Source organism: Streptomyces sp. NPDC030245 (genome assembly GCF_055572995.1).
Genome location: NZ_JBVICF010000011.1, coordinates 104,494 through 121,640, shown reverse-complemented (window position 1 = coordinate 121,640; position 17,147 = coordinate 104,494). Strand labels below are relative to the sequence as shown.

21 protein-coding genes and 1 pseudogene are annotated in these 17,147 nt (G+C 70.3%); 1 reads left to right on the top strand and 21 read right to left on the bottom strand.

Annotated features, from left to right (window positions below):
* Position 1: 1 nt before the first annotated feature.
* Positions 2–547, top strand: a complete 546-nt coding sequence (locus tag ACZ4Z4_RS27865; RefSeq protein WP_468332983.1) for a flavoprotein — start codon at positions 2–4, stop codon at positions 545–547.
* 45 nt (positions 548–592) lie between these two features.
* On the opposite strand, the gene ACZ4Z4_RS27860 is transcribed toward ACZ4Z4_RS27865, so the two are convergent.
* The 21 genes and pseudogenes from ACZ4Z4_RS27860 to ACZ4Z4_RS27760 form a co-directional block, all read right to left on the bottom strand.
* On the bottom strand, positions 593–1,096 hold the full coding sequence (locus tag ACZ4Z4_RS27860; protein ID WP_468332980.1) for a response regulator: 504 nt from the start codon (positions 1,094–1,096) through the stop codon (positions 593–595).
* Between the two features lie 668 nt (positions 1,097–1,764).
* Positions 1,765–2,433 carry a collagen-like protein gene (locus tag ACZ4Z4_RS27855; RefSeq protein WP_468332977.1) on the bottom strand — a complete coding sequence of 223 codons (669 nt, stop codon included), beginning with the start codon at positions 2,431–2,433 and terminating at the stop codon, positions 1,765–1,767.
* Entirely contained in the window at positions 2,430–2,726 is a 297-nt protein-coding gene (locus ACZ4Z4_RS27850; RefSeq protein WP_468332974.1) for a hypothetical protein, read from the bottom strand. The genes ACZ4Z4_RS27855 and ACZ4Z4_RS27850 overlap by 4 nt, the downstream gene beginning before the upstream one ends.
* Positions 2,727–2,743: 17 nt before the next feature.
* Positions 2,744–2,998 (bottom strand): holin, encoded by a 255-nt coding sequence (locus ACZ4Z4_RS27845; RefSeq protein WP_468332971.1) that lies wholly within the window; start codon positions 2,996–2,998, stop codon positions 2,744–2,746.
* A 56-nt stretch (positions 2,999–3,054) separates the two neighbouring features.
* A pseudogene (locus ACZ4Z4_RS27840) lies at positions 3,055–3,717 on the bottom strand (N-acetylmuramoyl-L-alanine amidase); the annotation flags it as partial.
* Positions 3,717–3,911, bottom strand: coding sequence for a hypothetical protein (locus tag ACZ4Z4_RS27835; RefSeq protein ID WP_468332968.1), 195 nt, complete (start codon positions 3,909–3,911; stop codon positions 3,717–3,719). The pseudogene ACZ4Z4_RS27840 and the gene ACZ4Z4_RS27835, both read right to left, overlap by 1 nt.
* Positions 3,912–3,973: 62 nt before the next feature.
* The gene (locus ACZ4Z4_RS27830) at positions 3,974–5,596 is read right to left on the bottom strand and encodes a right-handed parallel beta-helix repeat-containing protein (RefSeq protein ID WP_468332965.1); all 1,623 of its coding nucleotides are present in this window, start codon (positions 5,594–5,596) and stop codon (positions 3,974–3,976) included.
* A gap of 10 nt (positions 5,597–5,606) precedes the next feature.
* The gene (locus ACZ4Z4_RS27825) at positions 5,607–8,756 is read right to left on the bottom strand and encodes a hypothetical protein (RefSeq protein WP_468332962.1); all 3,150 of its coding nucleotides are present in this window, start codon (positions 8,754–8,756) and stop codon (positions 5,607–5,609) included.
* A gap of 1 nt (position 8,757) precedes the next feature.
* Positions 8,758–11,061 carry a phage tail protein gene (locus ACZ4Z4_RS27820; protein ID WP_468332959.1) on the bottom strand — a complete coding sequence of 768 codons (2,304 nt, stop codon included), beginning with the start codon at positions 11,059–11,061 and terminating at the stop codon, positions 8,758–8,760.
* A gap of 21 nt (positions 11,062–11,082) precedes the next feature.
* Positions 11,083–11,208 (bottom strand): hypothetical protein, encoded by a 126-nt coding sequence (locus tag ACZ4Z4_RS27815; protein ID WP_468332957.1) that lies wholly within the window; start codon positions 11,206–11,208, stop codon positions 11,083–11,085.
* An 86-nt stretch (positions 11,209–11,294) separates the two neighbouring features.
* Entirely contained in the window at positions 11,295–11,801 is a 507-nt protein-coding gene (locus ACZ4Z4_RS27810) for a DUF7426 family protein (protein WP_468332954.1), read from the bottom strand.
* Positions 11,801–12,271 (bottom strand): phage tail tube protein, encoded by a 471-nt coding sequence (locus ACZ4Z4_RS27805; protein WP_468332951.1) that lies wholly within the window; start codon positions 12,269–12,271, stop codon positions 11,801–11,803. The genes ACZ4Z4_RS27810 and ACZ4Z4_RS27805 overlap by 1 nt, the downstream gene beginning before the upstream one ends.
* Positions 12,272–12,286: 15 nt before the next feature.
* Positions 12,287–12,718 carry a minor capsid protein gene (locus ACZ4Z4_RS27800; protein ID WP_468332948.1) on the bottom strand — a complete coding sequence of 144 codons (432 nt, stop codon included), beginning with the start codon at positions 12,716–12,718 and terminating at the stop codon, positions 12,287–12,289.
* Positions 12,719–12,779: 61 nt separating this feature from the next.
* Positions 12,780–13,130 (bottom strand): hypothetical protein, encoded by a 351-nt coding sequence (locus ACZ4Z4_RS27795; protein WP_468332945.1) that lies wholly within the window; start codon positions 13,128–13,130, stop codon positions 12,780–12,782.
* On the bottom strand, positions 13,127–13,435 hold the full coding sequence (locus tag ACZ4Z4_RS27790) for a hypothetical protein (RefSeq protein ID WP_468333477.1): 309 nt from the start codon (positions 13,433–13,435) through the stop codon (positions 13,127–13,129). The genes ACZ4Z4_RS27795 and ACZ4Z4_RS27790 overlap by 4 nt, the downstream gene beginning before the upstream one ends.
* 2 nt (positions 13,436–13,437) lie before the next feature.
* The gene (locus ACZ4Z4_RS27785; protein WP_468332942.1) at positions 13,438–13,845 is read right to left on the bottom strand and encodes a hypothetical protein; all 408 of its coding nucleotides are present in this window, start codon (positions 13,843–13,845) and stop codon (positions 13,438–13,440) included.
* Between the two features lie 14 nt (positions 13,846–13,859).
* Positions 13,860–14,369: a hypothetical protein gene (locus tag ACZ4Z4_RS27780; RefSeq protein ID WP_468332939.1), complete on the bottom strand. Its 510-nt coding sequence runs from the start codon at positions 14,367–14,369 to the stop codon at positions 13,860–13,862.
* Entirely contained in the window at positions 14,369–14,893 is a 525-nt protein-coding gene (locus tag ACZ4Z4_RS27775; RefSeq protein ID WP_468332936.1) for a hypothetical protein, read from the bottom strand. The genes ACZ4Z4_RS27780 and ACZ4Z4_RS27775 overlap by 1 nt, the downstream gene beginning before the upstream one ends.
* An 11-nt stretch (positions 14,894–14,904) precedes the next feature.
* Complete coding sequence (locus ACZ4Z4_RS27770; RefSeq protein ID WP_468332933.1) at positions 14,905–15,969, bottom strand: major capsid protein; 1,065 nt, start codon at positions 15,967–15,969, stop codon at positions 14,905–14,907.
* A gap of 17 nt (positions 15,970–15,986) precedes the next feature.
* On the bottom strand, positions 15,987–16,799 hold the full coding sequence (locus ACZ4Z4_RS27765) for a hypothetical protein (protein WP_468332930.1): 813 nt from the start codon (positions 16,797–16,799) through the stop codon (positions 15,987–15,989).
* Positions 16,800–16,952: 153 nt separating this feature from the next.
* Positions 16,953–17,123: a hypothetical protein gene (locus ACZ4Z4_RS27760; protein WP_468332927.1), complete on the bottom strand. Its 171-nt coding sequence runs from the start codon at positions 17,121–17,123 to the stop codon at positions 16,953–16,955.
* Positions 17,124–17,147: the final 24 nt, after the last annotated feature.

Here is a 17,147-nt window from a genome sequence, read left to right as displayed (position 1 = left end):
CATGACCTCACAGACCCTGTACCTGTTCGGTTCGGCAGCGCCGCCCATCTTCGACGTGGCAAAGGTGATCGAGACCGCGCAGGCCGACGGCTGGGACGTCTGCCTCGGCTTGACCCCGACCGCGGCCCGCTGGATCGACGAGAGCCTCGACGGTCTGGCCGCGCTCACCGGGCACCCGGTGCGCAGCGAGTACAAGCTGCCCGGCGAGCCTGACGTCTGGCCGAAGGCGGACGTGATCCTCTTCGCTCCGGCGACGTTCAACAGCCTCAACTCCTGGGCTCTCGGCCTCACCTCGACCTTCGTGGTCGGTGTCGTCGCCGAGGGCATCGGCAAGGGCATCCCCACCGTGACGGTCCCGTGCGTGAACGCTGCCTACGCTGCGCACCGTCAGCTGGATCGCAGCATCACGGAGCTGCGCGAGCAGGGCATCACGGTCCTGTACGGCGAGGGCGGGTTCACGCCCAACCCGCCGGGATCTGGGAAGCCGACGGCGTACCCGTGGGACGTCGCGCTCGCGGAGGCGCGACAGCTGGCTGACCGGGCATGACGAAAGGCCCCCTTCCGCCCGAAGGCGGAAGGGGGCGGTGCAGCGTCAGCTTTCTGTTACCGGGCTCGGTCGGGAAACGGCTCTGGGTTGTGCGTGCAACCGGGGCTGTGACAGATCGGAATGGGAAGCGCGGAGAGCTTCGTTCTCTTGCTGGAGACGGTGCAGTCGGTCATGAACCTCGTATAGAAAACGGATCTTGATGCGTAGGGACCACGGATCGATCGGCTTCAGCACCACATCGGCGACGCCGAGAGAGAACGCGGCGGCGGACACCTCGCGGTTCACGGCATACCCGGTCACCGGGACGATGGGGATGAACTGCGTCTGCTCCAGGCCTCGCACGTACCGGACGACGTCCAGGCCGTTGACGCCCGGCATGCGCAGATCCAGCAAGATGACCGCGATGTCGTCACGCAGAATCTGCTTGAGGGCGTCCTCGCCATCTATCGCTCGCGCCACGTCGTAGCCCAGCGGAGCCAGCGCGCTCTCCAGTGCGAACAACGTGTCCTCGTGATCGTCAACGATGAGGATCTTCCGGCCAGGCGTCATGACGAGCCCCCTTCGCACGGTCCCTCAGCTTATCCCCAGCGCAGGTTGCGGAAACCTTCGTCCACGGCACAGAAGGAAGCTGAGTCCGAACCAGGGGGACGTTCGGGATCAACAGGAAGAGGCACCCCTCCCGCCCGCAGACGGAAGGGGCTGCTGTCAGAGAATCAGAAGGCACTAAACGGGAGTTTTATGAGCCGCCGCCACGCGGCCTACGGCTGCCGAACCACCCGGCAGCGGCTCTTCATGCGGTGTGACGGAACCACTTCCGATCATCACGAATGACCTTCTACGCTCGAAACAGACGAAGTTGAGCACTCGTCCAAGGCTCCCAGCCCCCGAGCCAGGTGAGCGACTGCTGAGGCCGGCTGGAGCCGCATCGCCGACAACACGGCTCCAGCCCGCGCCCTCCGGACGTGACGGCCAGTGGGACAACCTCCCGCGGTCTCGCACGGCCTGCCACCAGGAGGGCGCCGCGCGCGAGGGCCGTTCGAGGGGGAGCCTCGGGCCCCTCGCGCCCCGGTCGCCGCCGCGTCCGCGGCGGCGACCGGCCACTGCCAGAATCCCACCGCTGCCGTCCCCTGTCCGCCCTACGGCACATTTAGGGGCCAGAACTGCGTGCAAACCCTCAGCGGTCAGTAACTTGGCATGCCGGCTTCATCAGCGGGTCCTCATTGGTACTGGCGGCGGGCGGGATCGAGAGCAGCCGTCTTGGGGTCCGGTTCGTCTGGGTCGGGTTGCGGTGCCCCGTCACGGCGGCAGATCAGGGCGTCCGGATCGGACGCCGGCGCCTGGAGCGAGTAGCCGTCCGGGCACGTTTGGCCGTCCCGACCGTCGGCGCCGTCCTTCCCCGGCGGACCCGCGGGGCCCTCGGGTCCGGCCGGGCCGGGCTCGCCCTGCGGCCCGGGTGGTCCCGCAGGGCCGTCCGCGCCCGGGGTGCCCGCCTGGCCGTCACTGCCGCGCTCACCTCCCGCGCCGTCAGCGCCCGTCGCACCATCCTTGCCGGTCTTACCGCCCTCGCCGGGCTTTCCCGAGGCACCGACCGGGCCCGGCTCCCCATCCTCGCCGGGCGGACCCTGCGGGCCGCGGGGGCCGGGCCGGGACTCGCCCGGCTCACCGCGGCTACCGGGCGGCCCGGCGACGGGCGTCCCTCCCATCCGCTCAACCTGACGCGCCAGCTGGTCGCGCGCCTCGTTCGCCGTGCGTAGGTCGTCCGTCATCGCCTGCACCGTGAGGATGATCCAGGCGACCGCGACACCCAGCACGATCGCGCCCAAGACCGCGAGGACATCACCGCGGCGCCAACGGCGCTCCTCGGCCCTGATCTGCCCGCGCGTCATGCCCCTGCCCCTCGGGTGAGGAGGATGATCACTGGCAGAAGAATCCCGACCAGCGGCACCACCACCGCGCCGATCAGCCACCTTCTGGTGGCGACGAGCTTCTCGGACTCCTTCTCGCGCAGGGTCTCCAGCGTGGCCACGCGCGCGGACAGGGCCTCGTGCCGTAGGTCGTAGATGCGCTGGTCGACTTTCTCGTCGAGCCGGTGGCCGAGCTGCTGGATGTCGTCGCGGACGTCGGCGAATCGGTCCTCGAAACGCCGGACGACCTCGCCGAGGGTCGGCTCGTCAGCCACCGCTCAACTCCTGTCGATCAGATACTCGTCGGGCGCCGCGGTGTGGCGGGTGTGACCACGGTCTCGGTGAGGCCGGGGCCCACGGGGCCGCCGCTCGTCACGATCGCGGTCAGGACGGCGGCGAGCGCGGCCAGGCCGCCCACGGCGGCCGCGTCGGCGAGGTTCGTGTTGAGCAGGCCGAGGCCGTCGGCGCCCGCGATGCCGAGGACGGCCTGTGCGAAGGTGCGCACCGCGCGCTCCGCGGTGGCCTTCCAGAAAGCTGTGGTGCCCATGGTCAGTTCCTCTTTTCCAGCGCGGTGACGCGCTTCTCGATGTCGGTGAGCCGCTGCTCGACGGTTGGCTTCGGAGTAGGCGGCTTCGTGCCGCCGGGCGACCAGCTGGCGGGGTGCTTGAGGCGCTCGGCGACGCGCTTGCGGATGTCCGACATGGAGACGCCGGGCCCGTGCGGGTCGATCTTTCCGGGCTGCCACTCGCTGTGGCCGATGACGGAGGTGTCGCCGCCCTTGCCCCAGCCGTGCGCCCGGCACAGGGCCGCGCTCGCGCGGACGATCGCCTCGACCTGCGCGGCCGGCCACGGGTCTTTGCCGTCGCCGAGGTTCTCGCACTCGAAGCCGTAGAAGCGGGCGTTGCCGTCGGTGTTCGCCTCGTTGTCGGCGGGCAGCTGGCGTTCGTCGATGACGGCCTGGAGGACGTCGTCGTCGCCAAGGCCCGCGTGGTTGGCGCGGCCCCAGCCGACGAGGTGGACCTGGCCGTCCTTGGTGATGACGCCGTGGCACAGCGGGCCCGGCAGGCTGCTGTGCCCGTCCCTGCAGATCTGCACGGTGGCCGCCGAGCCTTTGCTGACGGTGTGGTGGATCATCACCCCGTGGACGGGCCCCCAGTCGCCCTTGTGGTTGCGGTTGCGGGTGGACCAGCCGGAGACCTCCACCACCTTCACGCCCTCGGCGCGGAGCGCGGTCAGCGCCTTCGCGGCGGACAGCGGCGCGGCCATCAGCGGCCACCGCCCGCTTCGAGTCCGGCCTGGTAGAGCGTGCTGGCCGTGACCGTCCAGGCCGCCTGAATGTCCTCGCCGAGCTCCTCCCACGGCGGCATCGTGCGGCCATCGTGAGTGAGCCCGCCAGTGGCCGTGCCGTACGCGGCGTAGGCCGTCTGCCCGAGATCACTCGGGAGCGGATCATGTGACATGGGCCCTCCAGGGCATGAACAAGGCCCCGGCCGGGCGGCTCGGGGCGTGCGATGGGGTGTGCCTACTGGATGTCGGTCGCCGTGGTGTTCGGCGTCGTCGAGGAGTCCTCGATACCGGTGCCGCCTGAGCCCGACCAGGTGCCGCGCATGTCGTTGCCGCAGCGGTGCACGCCGGTATGGGCGGCTGCGATGGACAGGCCGCGGATGGCCTTCGTGGACGATCCGCCGGGGCGGCACTTGTTGCCGACGATGTCCGCACCGACGACGGCTGTGGTGGAGAGGCGGATGCCGTAGGAGGACGAGTTGTTCCTGTTGGCGCCGTCTACGAAGTTGGTCTTGATCTGAATGTCCGTGCCGGGCCCGTTGACGAAGATCCCGGAGTCGCCGGGGTCGCGAATCTGGTTGCCAATGATGTTGCTGTTGTCGCTGGCGACCATGGTGATTCCGTGGTCTCCGGGGGTCCAGATGACGTTGCCGCTGATGACGGTGTTGTTCTGGTTCTCGGTGGAGATCCCGGTGTTCTCGACGTTCGACACGGTGTTGCTGGCGACGGTGGCCCGGGAGACCTGGTTGAGGCGGATCCCGGACTGGTTGCCGGTGGTCCCATCGATCGCGTTGCCGACGATGGTCAGGTTCAAGATCGTCCCGGAGGTTTCACCTTGGGCGACGATCACGTTGTCGTAGCCGCCGCCAGAGCGGAAGGTGTTGCCGGTGACGGCGAGGTTCCGCATGACCTGGCTCGCGCCGGTCTGCGTGCCATCGGGCAGCTTGGTGTCCTCGGTGTCTGTGATGATCACGGACCGCAGGCGGACGCCGCTCCCGCAGGAGACGAAGGTGTTCGCCGAGATGGTGGCGTCTTCCCAGTTGTACGCGGAGACGGCGAACTGCAGGGTGCCCTCGAACGAGTTGCCGATGACGCGGATCCGGCGATGGTACTTGGTGATCGTCGCCGAGTGGCTGCCGATCCCGCGCGGCCACGCGGTCGTGCCCGCGGTGCCGCTCGCTCCGAAGTGACAGCCCGAGACGAGGATGTCCTCACACGGTGTGTGATCGTAGGGCCCGAAGCCTCCGAAGACACCTGAGCTCTTAGCCAAGTCGATCTGCACGGCCTCGCTGAAGTCCCGGCCTCCGGGGTCGATATACCCCCTGAACTTGCAGTTCTGCACCACGCCGTGGGACGTCGAGTTGAGTTCGACCGCGTGGAATCCGGGCAGATCGCGGACCTCCAGGTCGCGAATCAGGATGTCCGTGGCGTGCCCGATCGAGATGCACATGGCGCTCGCGGTCAATCCGGAGGTCGTCCCGCGCATGTTCCACAGGCCGCCCTCGATGACGATCCGCGAGTGCCCGGTGTAGCCGCCGAACGTCTGCCCGGAGTCGCCGTTGACCAGCATCGTTCCGGCGTGGGCGCGGCGGAACTCCGCTCCGGCCATCAGGGACAACCTGGTGTTGCCGTAGATCCGCAGGGTCTGTCCGATCAGGTACACCCCGGGCGGCACCACGACCTGCGCGCCGCCGAGGTCCCGCGCCAGATTCAGGGCGAGCTGGATGCCCGGCGCCGCGTTGGTGCTGCCGGACGCGTCCGCCCCGAAGTTCGTGGCGAGTAGCGACGCGGACTGTGCCATCGCGCCGAGGCGGCCAGCGGTGACGTCCATGCCGGGCTGCCAGACAACAGGAGTGGTCACGTGCCCTCCTTCACAATGAGGCGATGGCGGGACGGGCCAGCCGCACGGCCGTTCCGCTCGCGTGCGACTTGGTGACGCCGTTGACCGAGCGGGCGCCGATCGTGAACGTCTGCGGGCTGCTGGTGCCGCTGATCGCGGTCACGGACATGTGCTCGCCGCCCACATCGATCAAGATCGGCATCTCGTTCGCGTCCGTGGTCCACCGCGAGCCCGCGGTGATGGCGACGGACAGCGCTGTGTCGTCCGCATCCACGCCGACCGACAGCTCGGAGCCGTCCGTGTCCGCTTTCGTGGGCTGATAGGCGCCGAGGACGATGCGGAGATCGTCGATGTAGACAGCGTCCTCGCTCGACACGGTCGAGTTGTCCTTGGCGTACCGGAAGACCACCGCGGCCTTCCCGGTGACGTTGAGGGTGGCCTTCGTCCACGGGGTGAGGCCCTGCGCGCGCAGTACCTGCACGCCGTCGACGAGGACCAGGAGCCGGTCACCCTCGAACCCGGGGCCGCTCGTCTCGCTCGACGTGCGGTACCAGAAGGAGAACGAGGTACTCCCGGGCGGCAGGGCCACAGCCGCGTCCGACGTCTGGTTGTTGCCGATCGCTCCGGAGCGCAGCGAGTTGGTCCCCGAGCGGGCCTGCGTGCTGGTCCGTGTCCACGGCAGGTTGCCGCCGAAGGTGATGGGCACCTCGTAGGTGTCGTCCTCGAAGCCCTCGTGCAGTGTGTTGATCTTCGCGAGGTCCCAGGGGCTGCCCGGCTCGCACGTGAACGTGATCTCCCACGTGCGCGGCAGCATGACCTCGCTGTAGCCGGTGACGATCAGGTCGACATCGCCGTACGCCGTCCAGGAGGGCAGATTCTTCAGCCGCAGGACGTCACCCTCCCGCAGCGCGAGCACCTGCGGGATCAGCGCAGGTCGTCGGTGCAGCAGGACTCGCACCGAGGGGTAGCGGGCGCCGTCGACAGTCCCCAGATGCAGGCGCCAGTACGACTGCGCGACGGGCTGGACGTCGTCGTCAAGGTTGAGCGTGACCGACTCGTCGTACAGGCCGATCCCGCCCGGCGGCGGCTGCACCGACAGCGGGCCCTCCTCGAGGACCGCGCGCGCCGACGAGCCGCCCTGCCGCGTGACCGTGATGTCGTTCCTCGTCGCCATATCGTCGTCGACCGGGTCGAGCGGCGGGCTGATCTGCCCCGCCGCGTAGTCCAGGACGAGCGCGGGCTCCTGCGTGTACAGCGAAGAGCGGTCCCGGTACAGCAGGCCAAGCCGCTCGCGGGACTCCAGCAGCATCCCGCCGTCGGCCTCGGCCGCCTCCTGCAGCAGCGCGAGCAGGGTCTGCGGACGCTGTGGGCCGACCCGCTCGGGAGTGAGCGGCCCCGCGATCCGGGCCATCGGGATGGACTCCTCGTTGGCCAGGCGCAGCATCCGCGCCCACGCACTCTCGCCGGAGTACGCGGAGTCGCTGCCGTCGTAGATGGTGTTCGCCGCGGTCGGCATGACCGACAGATGGCCGACGGACCAGCCCTCCGTCAGAGAGCCCCAGTTCGCGGTGACCGCGGTGACGCGGCCGGGCGAGCCGGTGATGGTCCTGCCAGCTTGGAGGACGCCGCCGTTGACGTTGGCCCAGCCGAGCACCCACTCCATCTGGCCGCCGCCCAGATCCTGCACGTACAAGCGCAGCCGGTACCAGCCATGGAAGATGTCCTCGACTACGTTGATGGCCAGGAAGATGATGTCTGTTCCCGAGGCGTCGTACCCGTAGACGCGAACCGTGTCGGCGCGCATGGCGATCACCCAGCGGCGCACTGTGCCCGTGCTGGACACGCTGAGCACTTCGGCCCACGGTCCGGTTGCCGGGGGCGTTTTGTCGTCCGCGTTGTACACACACTCGACCTGCCACTCCCCGAGGTCGGTGTGTGCGGGAACGATCGCGGAGAGGGTGGCGGCCGCGGTGAGCCGCGGGAGGGCGCGCGAGCTCGGCAGGGTGTCGACGGCCGCGAACTCCACCCCGGTCACGGCCGCCGGGGTCACGCCCTGGATCGGCGAGTAGGCGCGGGTTGCCTCCCGCTCCTCCTCCATCGGCCAGTACGCGATCGGCGCTCCGGACGGGATCCGGCGCCGCAGCGTCGAGTCGAGAGCCTTCTGCCCCTGCCCGTACCGGCGCAGGATGCCCGCGGCCTCCACCGTGGTCCACACGGCCTGGCCGGACGGCACCCACTTCTGCGGCCAGCGCGCGATCTCCCCGACGAACCGCTCCTGCCGGTCCGCGATGGCTCCCGAGCTGTAGGACCAGACGCGGCCGGACGAGTCGGTGAAGCCGGTCGATCCGAGCGGCTGCTCCCCGAAGTTCGGAGCGGCAACGACGGTGCCGGCGATCCCGGAGCGGACCTCCGCGGCGTACACGCGGCCCTCGACAGGAGTAAGGGGGAGGGCGCTGGTCAGATCGGTGGGGGCGATGGTGAGTGCGGCCGTGGACGCGTAGATGCTGATCGTTCCGGCCAGGGTGACGGGCGTCGCGAACTCGGCCCAGGGGCCTGCCAGTGATGGTGCCCAGTAGAACCGCACCGTGCGCCCGCCCGCCCCGTTGTCGACGTCCACAGTGGCGCGCAGGGCCGCGCGCGGGGGCAGTGCGGGCAGCGGGCGGGCGTGGAAGCTCGCGCCCGCGACGGTGCCGTCGGTGGAGTAGTTGAGGCGCAGCGAGCCGTCTTGGAGGCGCAGGAGGTAGGAGCGCTGGTTGCCGGCCGGATCCCACTTGCCGACCAGGGTGTGGGCGCCGGGCGCGTACCAGGAGGTCTCCAGCTCGATGCGGAGGTCGAGGTCGCCGGTGATGTCGAGCGCGGCCGTGTCCGGGGTGGAGGCGATGTGGGCGGTGGTGCCGTCGAGGTCGAGGAAGTGCGGGCCCCCGGCGATCCAGATGCGGACGGGGGTGTTGCGGCCGATGAGCCCGTAGTACGGACTCATCGGGTTGCGGGGGCTGTACTTGCCGTCCTTGTTGTCGATCTTCAGCGGGCACGTGGCGGGATCCGCAGCCGTGCCGGAGTTGCGGATCCCGCGCGCGTGCGTGATCGGGTCGGCGGTCTTCACGTCCGCCGTGATATCCGTCCACACCGTGCCGGTACGGATCTCGACCCGCAGCCCCAACGGGTCTTCAGGGAACGCCATGTCACCTCTTCCCGAGTACGAATTGCACGTCTCCGCCGCGCGCACCGATGGCGTCGCGGAGGGTGCCGATAACGAGGTCCGCGAAGGCGCTGCCGTCCGATCGGACTTCCACAACCCGAGGCGCCCGCGCGGCGCCGAGGCCGCCACCGGCCGCAGCCGCACTGGCGCCCATCGCCACGGACGCTGAAGGGGTCGGCGTGCTCACGAGGTTGGCCATCGTGCGGTCGAGGACCCCGGCGTGCGCCTCGGCTCCCTGCGCGATACCGGCAGGGATCCACTGGCCGATCTCATCGGCCATCAGCCGCGACGGCGATCCGATCCGCAGAGCCTTGGCGATGGGCCCGGGGACGATGCTCTTGGCCCAGCTGGTCAGTGTCGACTTCAGCCAGCCGCCCATGGACTTGATGCCGTTCCACAGGCCGCGCACCACGTCTTTGCCCTTGCCGACCAGGAGACCCGTCAGGGAGCCGATGCCGCGCGCGATGCGAGCGGGCAGCCCCCGAACCCAGGAGATGAACGCCACGGCCCTGGTAGCAGCCGCGACCTTGAAGGCGTTGAAGGAGTTCACCGCGGACGAGCGCAGGACGCCGAGCAGGCCAGCCAGCGCGGACCGGATCCGGCCCGGCAGGGTGGCAACCCAGACCGCGAGTTCCAAGGCCTTGCGGACCGCCCGGTCCTTCATGTCGCCGAACCACTGGGCGACCCAGCCGGGGATCTGCGCGAGCCAGCGCACCCCGGCCAGCACCAGGTTGACGGCGCCCTGCACGGCCGCCACGACGCCGTTCCACGCCGCGAGCGTCCACGCCTTCACGCGGTCCCAGTTGGCGATCACCAGCGCGACCAGGGCGATGACGGCGGCGATGACCCAGCCGATCGGGCCCATCGCGATCAGCCACTGCGCGGCCATCGTCGCCGCCCACACCACGGCGCGCGCCGCCATCAGCGTGAACTGCGCGACCGCCACCAGCGCGGTGCGGATCATCTGCGCCGCGAACACGGCCATCGAGCGCAGCGCCGCCCCAGCCCACGCCGCCGCAGTGCGGGCAGCCGATGCGACAGCCGCAGCCGCGATCCGCGCGTACGCGGCCACGCCCACGGCCATCATCCGCGCCCACCCGCGCACCGCGACGAGCGTGCTGCTCGCCATCAGGGCGTTCGCGGTGGCCACCATGCGGGCGCCGATCGCCCATGCCTTCATCCCGACGACGACTGCGGTGATCGTCGTCGCCAGGACCGACAGCACCCCGGGCGGCAGAGCGTTGATGATCCGAGCGAGGACGAGCGCCACCTGGGCGGTGACGCCGATCAGGGGGGCCATGGCGACCAGCAGATTCCCGACGGCGAGCGCCAGCTCCCCGAGCGCGGCCCCTCCAGCCCGCGCCGCCTCCATGAACTGGGCGAACCCCTCCGAGCCCTTGAGGGACGTGGCCCACTTCGCGAAGGCCTCCGACATGCTGAGCAAGCCGCCGGTCATGCCCGCCGACGCAGGGAGGAATGCCTGGAGAAGCCCGCCGAACCCGACCGCCAGATTCTTGATCGTCCGCAGGAAGTTCAATAGCGCGGGCCCGGCCGCGGCCGCCATATCGGCCGCCCACTCCTTGAAGCCGGCGGACTTCACCCCGACCGAGACCTCGTCGAGGAAGGTGCTGATCGCCGAGGCCGCCGCCTTCACGAACGGCGTCAGCATGGGCAGCAGGTCCCGCAGGATGCCGATGCCCTTGGTGAACACGGGCATGGTCGTGCTGGACATGGAGTCCGACCAGCCCTGATAGTCCTTCTTCAGGCCGATGAACGCCTTTGCCGTCTGCTGAGTCGCAGGCGGCAGATCTGCCATGGCGTCCGCGTACGCCTTTTGCTTCTCAGCCGCGTCCGACGCCCCGGACGCGACGGCCTTCTGCGCCTCCTCCGCGAGCTTGGAGACCTCCGTGACCGACTCCAGCTGCGGGCCGGCGGCGAGGCTGAACGCCTTCACGGCGAGGCCGGCCGCCGTCCCCGCGGCCGCCAGCCCCATCAGTGCGGTCGTCGCCGCGGCGACGGCCGGAAGTCCCAACGCGATACCGGCCACTGCCGGGCCCACACGCCGCAGCGCGGACACAGCCATGCGGGCGCCCGCGCTGATGCGGTCCCCGAGCGCCCGCCCGGCCGCATCGCCTTCGGAGACGAATCGCCCGTGCAGGTCTCGCAACCGCCCGTTGACGTCCCGGGTCAGGCCCGCCATTCGAAGGTGGGCGTTGTTCAGGCCGCGGACGAAACCACTGTCGTCCGCGCGCAGGCCTGCGACCAGATCGCCGAGGTGGAGGGCCATGAGCGCACCCCCTCGGGTAGGTCAAAGTCGAGAGGGGCGCCGCGGCTGCTTGGGCTCAGGCGGGGCGAAGTGCCTGCTCAGCCGGGACTCGGTGGAGAGCAGGCCGAGGATGCGGATGCGCAGCCATCGCCAGGTGCGGGCCTGCATGAGGCCGGGGGTGTCGAGGTCGATGCCGTAGACCTCGTGGAGGTCGGCCTCGATGAGGGCCCACTCGTCCAGGAGCAGGCCCCAGGTCAGGTCTTCGCGGCCTTTCGGGCGCGGCCGGTGGCCTTGCGGGTGCTCGTACCACTCGTAGAGCCCCGTTTCTGGGTCTTGCTCGCCGCAGCCGATGAGGCCGCCCGACGTGCCGCCCGATTCGGGGCCATCCGAGAAGGGTCTCCGTCGGCCTCCCAGAACTTTTCGGCGACGTCGAGCCCGGCGGTGATCCACATGACGGCGGTCATCGCGACGTGCCGCACGCGGGACCAACCCAGCCCGGCGCCCATCAGATCGTCGTAGGCGTCGCCGAGGGCGGTCTGGAAGAGGTCGAGCTCCGCCGCGTCATCGAGGACTTCGGTGTCCATCGGGGCCCCGGAGTCGGCCATGCGCGCGCCCTGCTCCATCAGCTTCTGCACGCGGAGCCCGTCCTCGGCGGACGGGGAGGGGATACGGAACTCCCGCACCGTGCCGTCGGCAAGACGTACGGGCAGGGTCAGCGCGTCGTCCTGGAACTCCTCCAGGACCTTGAATGCCCCGGCCATCAGGCGGCCACCGGGTTCGTGATCGGGGTAAGCGGACCCGTGCCGGTGAACGTCACCTGCACCTGGTCCAGGTCGCGGGCCTCGCCGCCCTGGGGCTCCCAGTTCGGCAGGCCGAGGCCTTCGTACGCCTCGGGAAGGCCGTTGCGGTCGAAGAAGCGCAGGTGGACCTTCGAGGCCTCGCCGTAGGCGAAGAACGCGGTGCGGATCTTCTCGTGCACGGAGCTGTACGCGGTCGAGTCGGGAGTGGCCTTCCTGTTGAAGGTCGTCTCCACCTCCCAGTCCTGACCCGTCTTCGTGTTCTCGCCCCAGCCGGAGGTGTCGTAGCTGGTGTCGTCTTCCAGGTTCGGCTCGGCGGTCCACTGGAATTCGGTGATCGCCGGGCACAGTTGCCAGTCCGGTGTAGCCACCGTGCCCATGTTGATCTCCAGCCGCCAACGGCGGGCCAGAGCGGTCTCGGTCGGCGTCGACATGACGGCCGCCTCCTTCTACTCGTTCACGTGGGGTGAGGGGCGCGTCGAGCGCGCGTAGTAGTTGCTGGTCAGCTCTTCGCGGCCGTGCTCGTCCTGGCCCATCGGGGCCTGCGACTGCCGCCAGATCAGCGAGAGCCGCACCCCGCCGACGACCGTGTTCTCGCGCATGTGGAGGAGGTCGCGGACGGCGTCAGCCATGTCGAGGACCTCGCGCGGATCCGGGCCCGCACGCATGCGGATCTGGACGCCGTCGGTGACGTCGCTCAGGCCGGTGTCCTCGACCGGGTACGGGGTGATCGCATACGCCCGAGCCGGGCCTTCAGGCATGCGGTGCAGGAAGATCGCGGTCTCGTTGTCCGCGTAGACCCCAGCGGGCCGGTACACGCCGAGGCCGGCGGCTGCCAGGAGCTCGGCGAGCCCCGAGACGATCGAGCTGGTGTGGCCCACGGGCGACCTCCCGACATGCGAAAACCCCCGCACTGGGCGGGGGTTCGAAAGGGTGGAAGGGTCAGCCTCGGAGCCAGCGGCGCAGGGAGACGGCCATGAGCTGGAGCATGACCTCGCGCTCGTCGTTCATCGCCGACTCCAGGTACTTTGCCTGGCGGCCGGGAAGGTGCTTCCACTCCAACTCTTCGTGCTGACGAACCGCGTACACGGTGTCGTAGCTGATCGCGCCGTTCAGTCCGTCGACATCGACGCGGCCGGAGCGTTCGAGGGTGCCTTCCTCCAGCGGGACACGGGAGTTGGAGACCCCGAGGCCGTGCTCCAGCGCGCGTTGCAGGCCCTCGGAGGCGAGGCGCCGGCCGCGCGACGTCCACAGGCGGGTGCCCTGCCAGGTCATGTGGGCGTACTGCGTCACTGGAGCTGCACCTCCAGATGGTCGGGTACCGGCAGGCCTGCGCCGTCCTGCCGTACGGCCGCGATGACGGTGGTCCTCTTGCCGTCGGGGAGCCGCACACGGCTCTTGGCGGGCGCCACCGTCTCCAGCGGCGCCCGGAACGTCGAGGACGAGACGACCTGCTCGCCCGCCGCGTTTCGGACGAGCCGGGTCTTCTGCTCCAGCAGGCCTCGAACCTCGACGGCCGGGCCGAACACGTCCCCGACGGAGGAGACGCCGAGGTACGGCTCCACCATGACCGCGTGCCGGAGCAGGAAGCGCGGCATCCTCACGGCGACCACACCACCTGGCACAGGTCCAGATCGGCGAGGATCTCGGCGGCCTCCGGGACCAGGACCGTGTCCTCGGCCGTCGCCGTCGGCGCCGACTTGCGGGAGAACGACAGCCCCCCGGCCGACACCGACGTCCACGGGCCCGCCACGAGGTCGTCGCTCGTCCCCGCCTCGGCCGCGTCTCGCTTCGCCCACTCCGCTACCTGCGCGCAGGCAGCGTCACGGAACGCCGCGCGGATGTCGGTGTCGGTCGGATAGCCCGCCGGATCGGTGTCGTACAGCGCGGCCTTCGTGGCTCCCGAAACGAGCCGCGAGGCCCGCGCCAGCAACCGGACAGCGTTCGCCGGGGCAGGCTGCCCGGTGAACGCCTCGTACTCCGCTGGTGTCGCGTAGACCCTGCCCACCGGGCCACCCCCTTCTACGCGCTCGCGCCGACGATGACGATGTCGTACGTGACCGCGCTGCCCGCACCCGAGTTGGCGACCTTCAGCACGTCGCCGGTGCCCGCAGCGACCGCGTACGCCGTGGGGTCCGCCTGCCCCGCCATCGCCCCGACGGAGGCGCCCGGCCGCAGCGTGAGCGTGCCCGTCGCGTTGAGGAGCGTGGCCCAGCCGTTCGCCGCGGCGTTTCCGACGATCACGTTGTTCGTGTTCGCCGCGGCGGCGGAGATGAACAGGCCCTTCACCCGGACCAGGTTGATGACCGCGCCGAACGCATCGAGCAGCGATCCGGCGAGGTCGAGGTCCTCTGTCGCCGAGGCGGCCAGGGTCCGGCGGTCGTGGAAGACCTTGTCGGCCTTGCCCGCCGCTGTGCCGTCGGTCAGCTGGACCGCCCGCCGGAACATCAGTGGATCGGCCACCGTGGTCAGGTCCAGCGTCTTCGTCTGGCTGACCGTGGCCGCCATGGACAGTGCGCTCGACAGCGGCATCAGCTACCGCCCCCGTACTTGGCGACCAGCTCCTCCTTGGTCATGGAGTCGATGGCGGCCTCCTCCTCGGAGTCGGCGGCCCGTGAGCGCGCGTATGCCTGCCAATCGGCCTTGGACGCGCTCCGCGAGGGCCGCTTGTCACCGTCCTCGACCGCGGACTCCGTCGCCAGGGACTCACCGGGCGGGGTCGGCGCCTCCGGCGACACGACGCGAGGGCCGTGCGGGTTGTCCCGGCCGGCGTTCGTCGGCAGGCCCGCGTCCGTGACGCGTGGCTCGACGGCGCCGTCCCGCAGCGCTCCGCCGCCGGCGTCCGCGACGGTGCGCGGGTCGGTGGGCTCGAACGGCTCCTGCGACTCGGCCGCCGCATCGCCGTTGATGCCGTAACCGCGGCGGCTGAAGTAGGACAGGGCCGCGGTCGCGTGCTCGTGGTCGCTGTCGAGGGTGGCCTCGCCCTTGCTGAAGTTGACCCCGGCGACCTCGCCGGAGAAGTCCTTCTCGGGCGCGGTGATGTTGTACTTCGTCATGGTCCCTCTCCTCAGCCGATCTTGATGTTGCGGAGCACGCCGCACGCCTTGGTGTTGCGCAGCACTGCGGCGACCGGGCCCATCTCGACCTCGCCGCGTTTGACGGCGCCGGGGTCGGTGAAGTCGGGCATGAAGGTCTGCACGAGCGGCTGGTTGGCCACGCTCGCACCGTGGAAGGCGTCCAGGCCGAAGCTGACGGCGTACAGGTCGGTCAGGTTGGTGATGTTGCCGCCCGCGCCGCCGCCGTCCGCGTCCCGCGTCTCGGTGGGGATGATCGGTCCGCTGCCGGTGTGGTTGTCGCCGAGGTCGACCAGCGTCCAGGGCCCGTACCGCTCGACCTGGCGGCCGAGGTCGTCCTTGGTGTTGGTGTACAGGCCCGCCCACCGTGCGAGCGCCCGCACACGCGTGATCGACACGGTGTTGCCGAGGATGGCCTTGACGCCCGGGGGCAGGGCGCCCGCAGCGCCGGCGTCACCGCCGCCCGTGTGGGACGGCACGATCCGCGACAGGAAGCTGTCGAGGTGGTCGAGCCCGGCCATCGCCAGCGCCTGCGTGTTGACGGTGCCAGGCGTCCAGTCAAGGAAGCCTGAGGCGACGCCGTTGGCAGCCGGGAGGTACTCGGTGGGCTGGCCGGTGAGGACCTTGTCGAGGCCGTCGAAGCCGTCGGCGTCGACTGCGACGTCCCCGTTGATCAGCTCCTCCTGGAAGCGGCCCCGGATGGAGGTCAGCTTCTGCTGCATCTGGAACATGATCTCGTTGGTCGCGGCCGGGCCAAGCCGCGCCAGAATCCGGTCGACCTGGAACGCTCCGCCGAGCGGCTTGAGGTCGACGGTGAATCGCTGGCGGGTCGCCTCGGTCGGGCTGTACTCGGTGTTCACCGCGCGGAAGTCCGCGCCCGAGGCGCTCACGAGCCGGGTGTAGCCGTAGGTCAGCGTCGAGCCGCCGGTGCCGGGGGTGACGGTGTCGTCGAACACCATCTGATCCAGCAGCCACGAGTAGCGGCGCAGGTTGTCGATGACGGCGTAGTCGATGTCCGCCTGAGTGTTGAGCTGCGCCTGAGCGAGCGTCACGGGCATGAGGGTTCTCCTGTACGTCAGGTCTGGTAGTGGCCGCGGATGGCGCCTGCCAGGCCGCCCGATCCGCGCTTGGCGGCGCCCTCGCCGGTGCCGCCGGAAAGGTCAGGGCCGGACCGGCCGGCGGACTGGAGCCGCACCGCGGGGTTCTTCTCCGCCGTCTTGGCGACGAGCTTCTTCAGCGACTCGCGGAACTTCGCCGGGTCGGACGGGTCGAGGTCGTCGACCTGCTCGCAGAAGCTGCGGGAGTCGAGGAGCTTGTCGCCGTCGATGCCCATGCCGAACGCGGTACGGACGACGGTCGCCTCGATGCGCGCGGCGATCGCGGCCTCCTCAGCCGAACCAGCCTTGGTCTGCTCGGCCTTGAGCTGCTCCAGGAGCTTGGCCGGGTCGGTCTCGGCCGCGTCCTCCTTGACCAGGCCCAGCGCCTTGCCGATCTCCTCCGCGAGCTGCTTGCGGGCGTCCTCCGCGGCCTGCTTCTTCGCCGTGGTGCGGGCCTTGCCTGCCTCGGCGTTGGCGGCCTTGAGTTCCTTCTCCAGCCGGGCGATCCGCGCCTCCGGGCTCTCGCCGCTGTCGCGGGAGTCGCCGGACTTGCCGGTGTCCGAGCTGTTGCCCTGGCCGGAGCCTGCACCGTCGTCACTGCCGCGGTCATCGCCTGTGCCGTCACCGGTCCCACCGGTGTCGCCGTCACCTGCGCCGCCGCTGTCGGATCCGGAGCCGTCGTCGTCCCCGCCGTCGGCGTACAGGAACGGGTCGAAAGGGCCCGTGGCGTAGGGGTGTGCCCATCCGGCGCCCGCTGCGGCAACGCTGCGGGGCAGTGTCTTCTTGTGCATGGTGCCTCCAGGGCGTGGTCGGCCCGCGCCTGGCGGGCGGAAAGGGGGGGATGGCCTGCGCCTGGCAGACCTGACAAAGGCGGGTGCGGGCCGCGCCTGGCAGCCTGCGGTGTTCCCGGCCCGCACCTGGCGGGCCGAAGTCTGTGGGTGGGGTCAGCCGCGGCGGGCGTTCTTGGACAGCTGCTCGAACGCCGCCTTGCCCATGACCTTGCGGCCGATCCAGGCGGCGAGCGCTTCGGGGTCGCGGGCACCGCGGGCACGCAACTCGGCGACGATCTTGTCCCAGTTGAAGCTGCCGCCCTTGAGGGTCGGGTGGTTCGCCACGACGTCCTCCTGTCTCTCCTACGC

Coding starts and splice junctions, on each gene's coding strand:
- ACZ4Z4_RS27865 (WP_468332983.1), top strand. CDS start 2: ATGACCTCACAGACCCTGTACCTGTTCGGTTCGGCAGCGCCGCCCATC.
- ACZ4Z4_RS27860 (WP_468332980.1), bottom strand. CDS start 1,096: ATGACGCCTGGCCGGAAGATCCTCATCGTTGACGATCACGAGGACACG.
- ACZ4Z4_RS27855 (WP_468332977.1), bottom strand. CDS start 2,433: ATGACGCGCGGGCAGATCAGGGCCGAGGAGCGCCGTTGGCGCCGCGGT.
- ACZ4Z4_RS27845 (WP_468332971.1), bottom strand. CDS start 2,998: ATGGGCACCACAGCTTTCTGGAAGGCCACCGCGGAGCGCGCGGTGCGC.
- ACZ4Z4_RS27835 (WP_468332968.1), bottom strand. CDS start 3,911: ATGTCACATGATCCGCTCCCGAGTGATCTCGGGCAGACGGCCTACGCC.
- ACZ4Z4_RS27825 (WP_468332962.1), bottom strand. CDS start 8,756: ATGGCGTTCCCTGAAGACCCGTTGGGGCTGCGGGTCGAGATCCGTACC.
- ACZ4Z4_RS27820 (WP_468332959.1), bottom strand. CDS start 11,061: ATGGCCCTCCACCTCGGCGATCTGGTCGCAGGCCTGCGCGCGGACGAC.
- ACZ4Z4_RS27815 (WP_468332957.1), bottom strand. CDS start 11,208: ATGCAGGCCCGCACCTGGCGATGGCTGCGCATCCGCATCCTCGGCCTG.
- ACZ4Z4_RS27810 (WP_468332954.1), bottom strand. CDS start 11,801: ATGGCCGGGGCATTCAAGGTCCTGGAGGAGTTCCAGGACGACGCGCTG.
- ACZ4Z4_RS27805 (WP_468332951.1), bottom strand. CDS start 12,271: ATGTCGACGCCGACCGAGACCGCTCTGGCCCGCCGTTGGCGGCTGGAG.
- ACZ4Z4_RS27790 (WP_468333477.1), bottom strand. CDS start 13,435: ATGCCGCGCTTCCTGCTCCGGCACGCGGTCATGGTGGAGCCGTACCTC.
- ACZ4Z4_RS27780 (WP_468332939.1), bottom strand. CDS start 14,369: ATGCCGCTGTCGAGCGCACTGTCCATGGCGGCCACGGTCAGCCAGACG.
- ACZ4Z4_RS27775 (WP_468332936.1), bottom strand. CDS start 14,893: ATGACGAAGTACAACATCACCGCGCCCGAGAAGGACTTCTCCGGCGAG.
- ACZ4Z4_RS27770 (WP_468332933.1), bottom strand. CDS start 15,969: ATGCCCGTGACGCTCGCTCAGGCGCAGCTCAACACTCAGGCGGACATC.
- ACZ4Z4_RS27765 (WP_468332930.1), bottom strand. CDS start 16,799: ATGCACAAGAAGACACTGCCCCGCAGCGTTGCCGCAGCGGGCGCCGGA.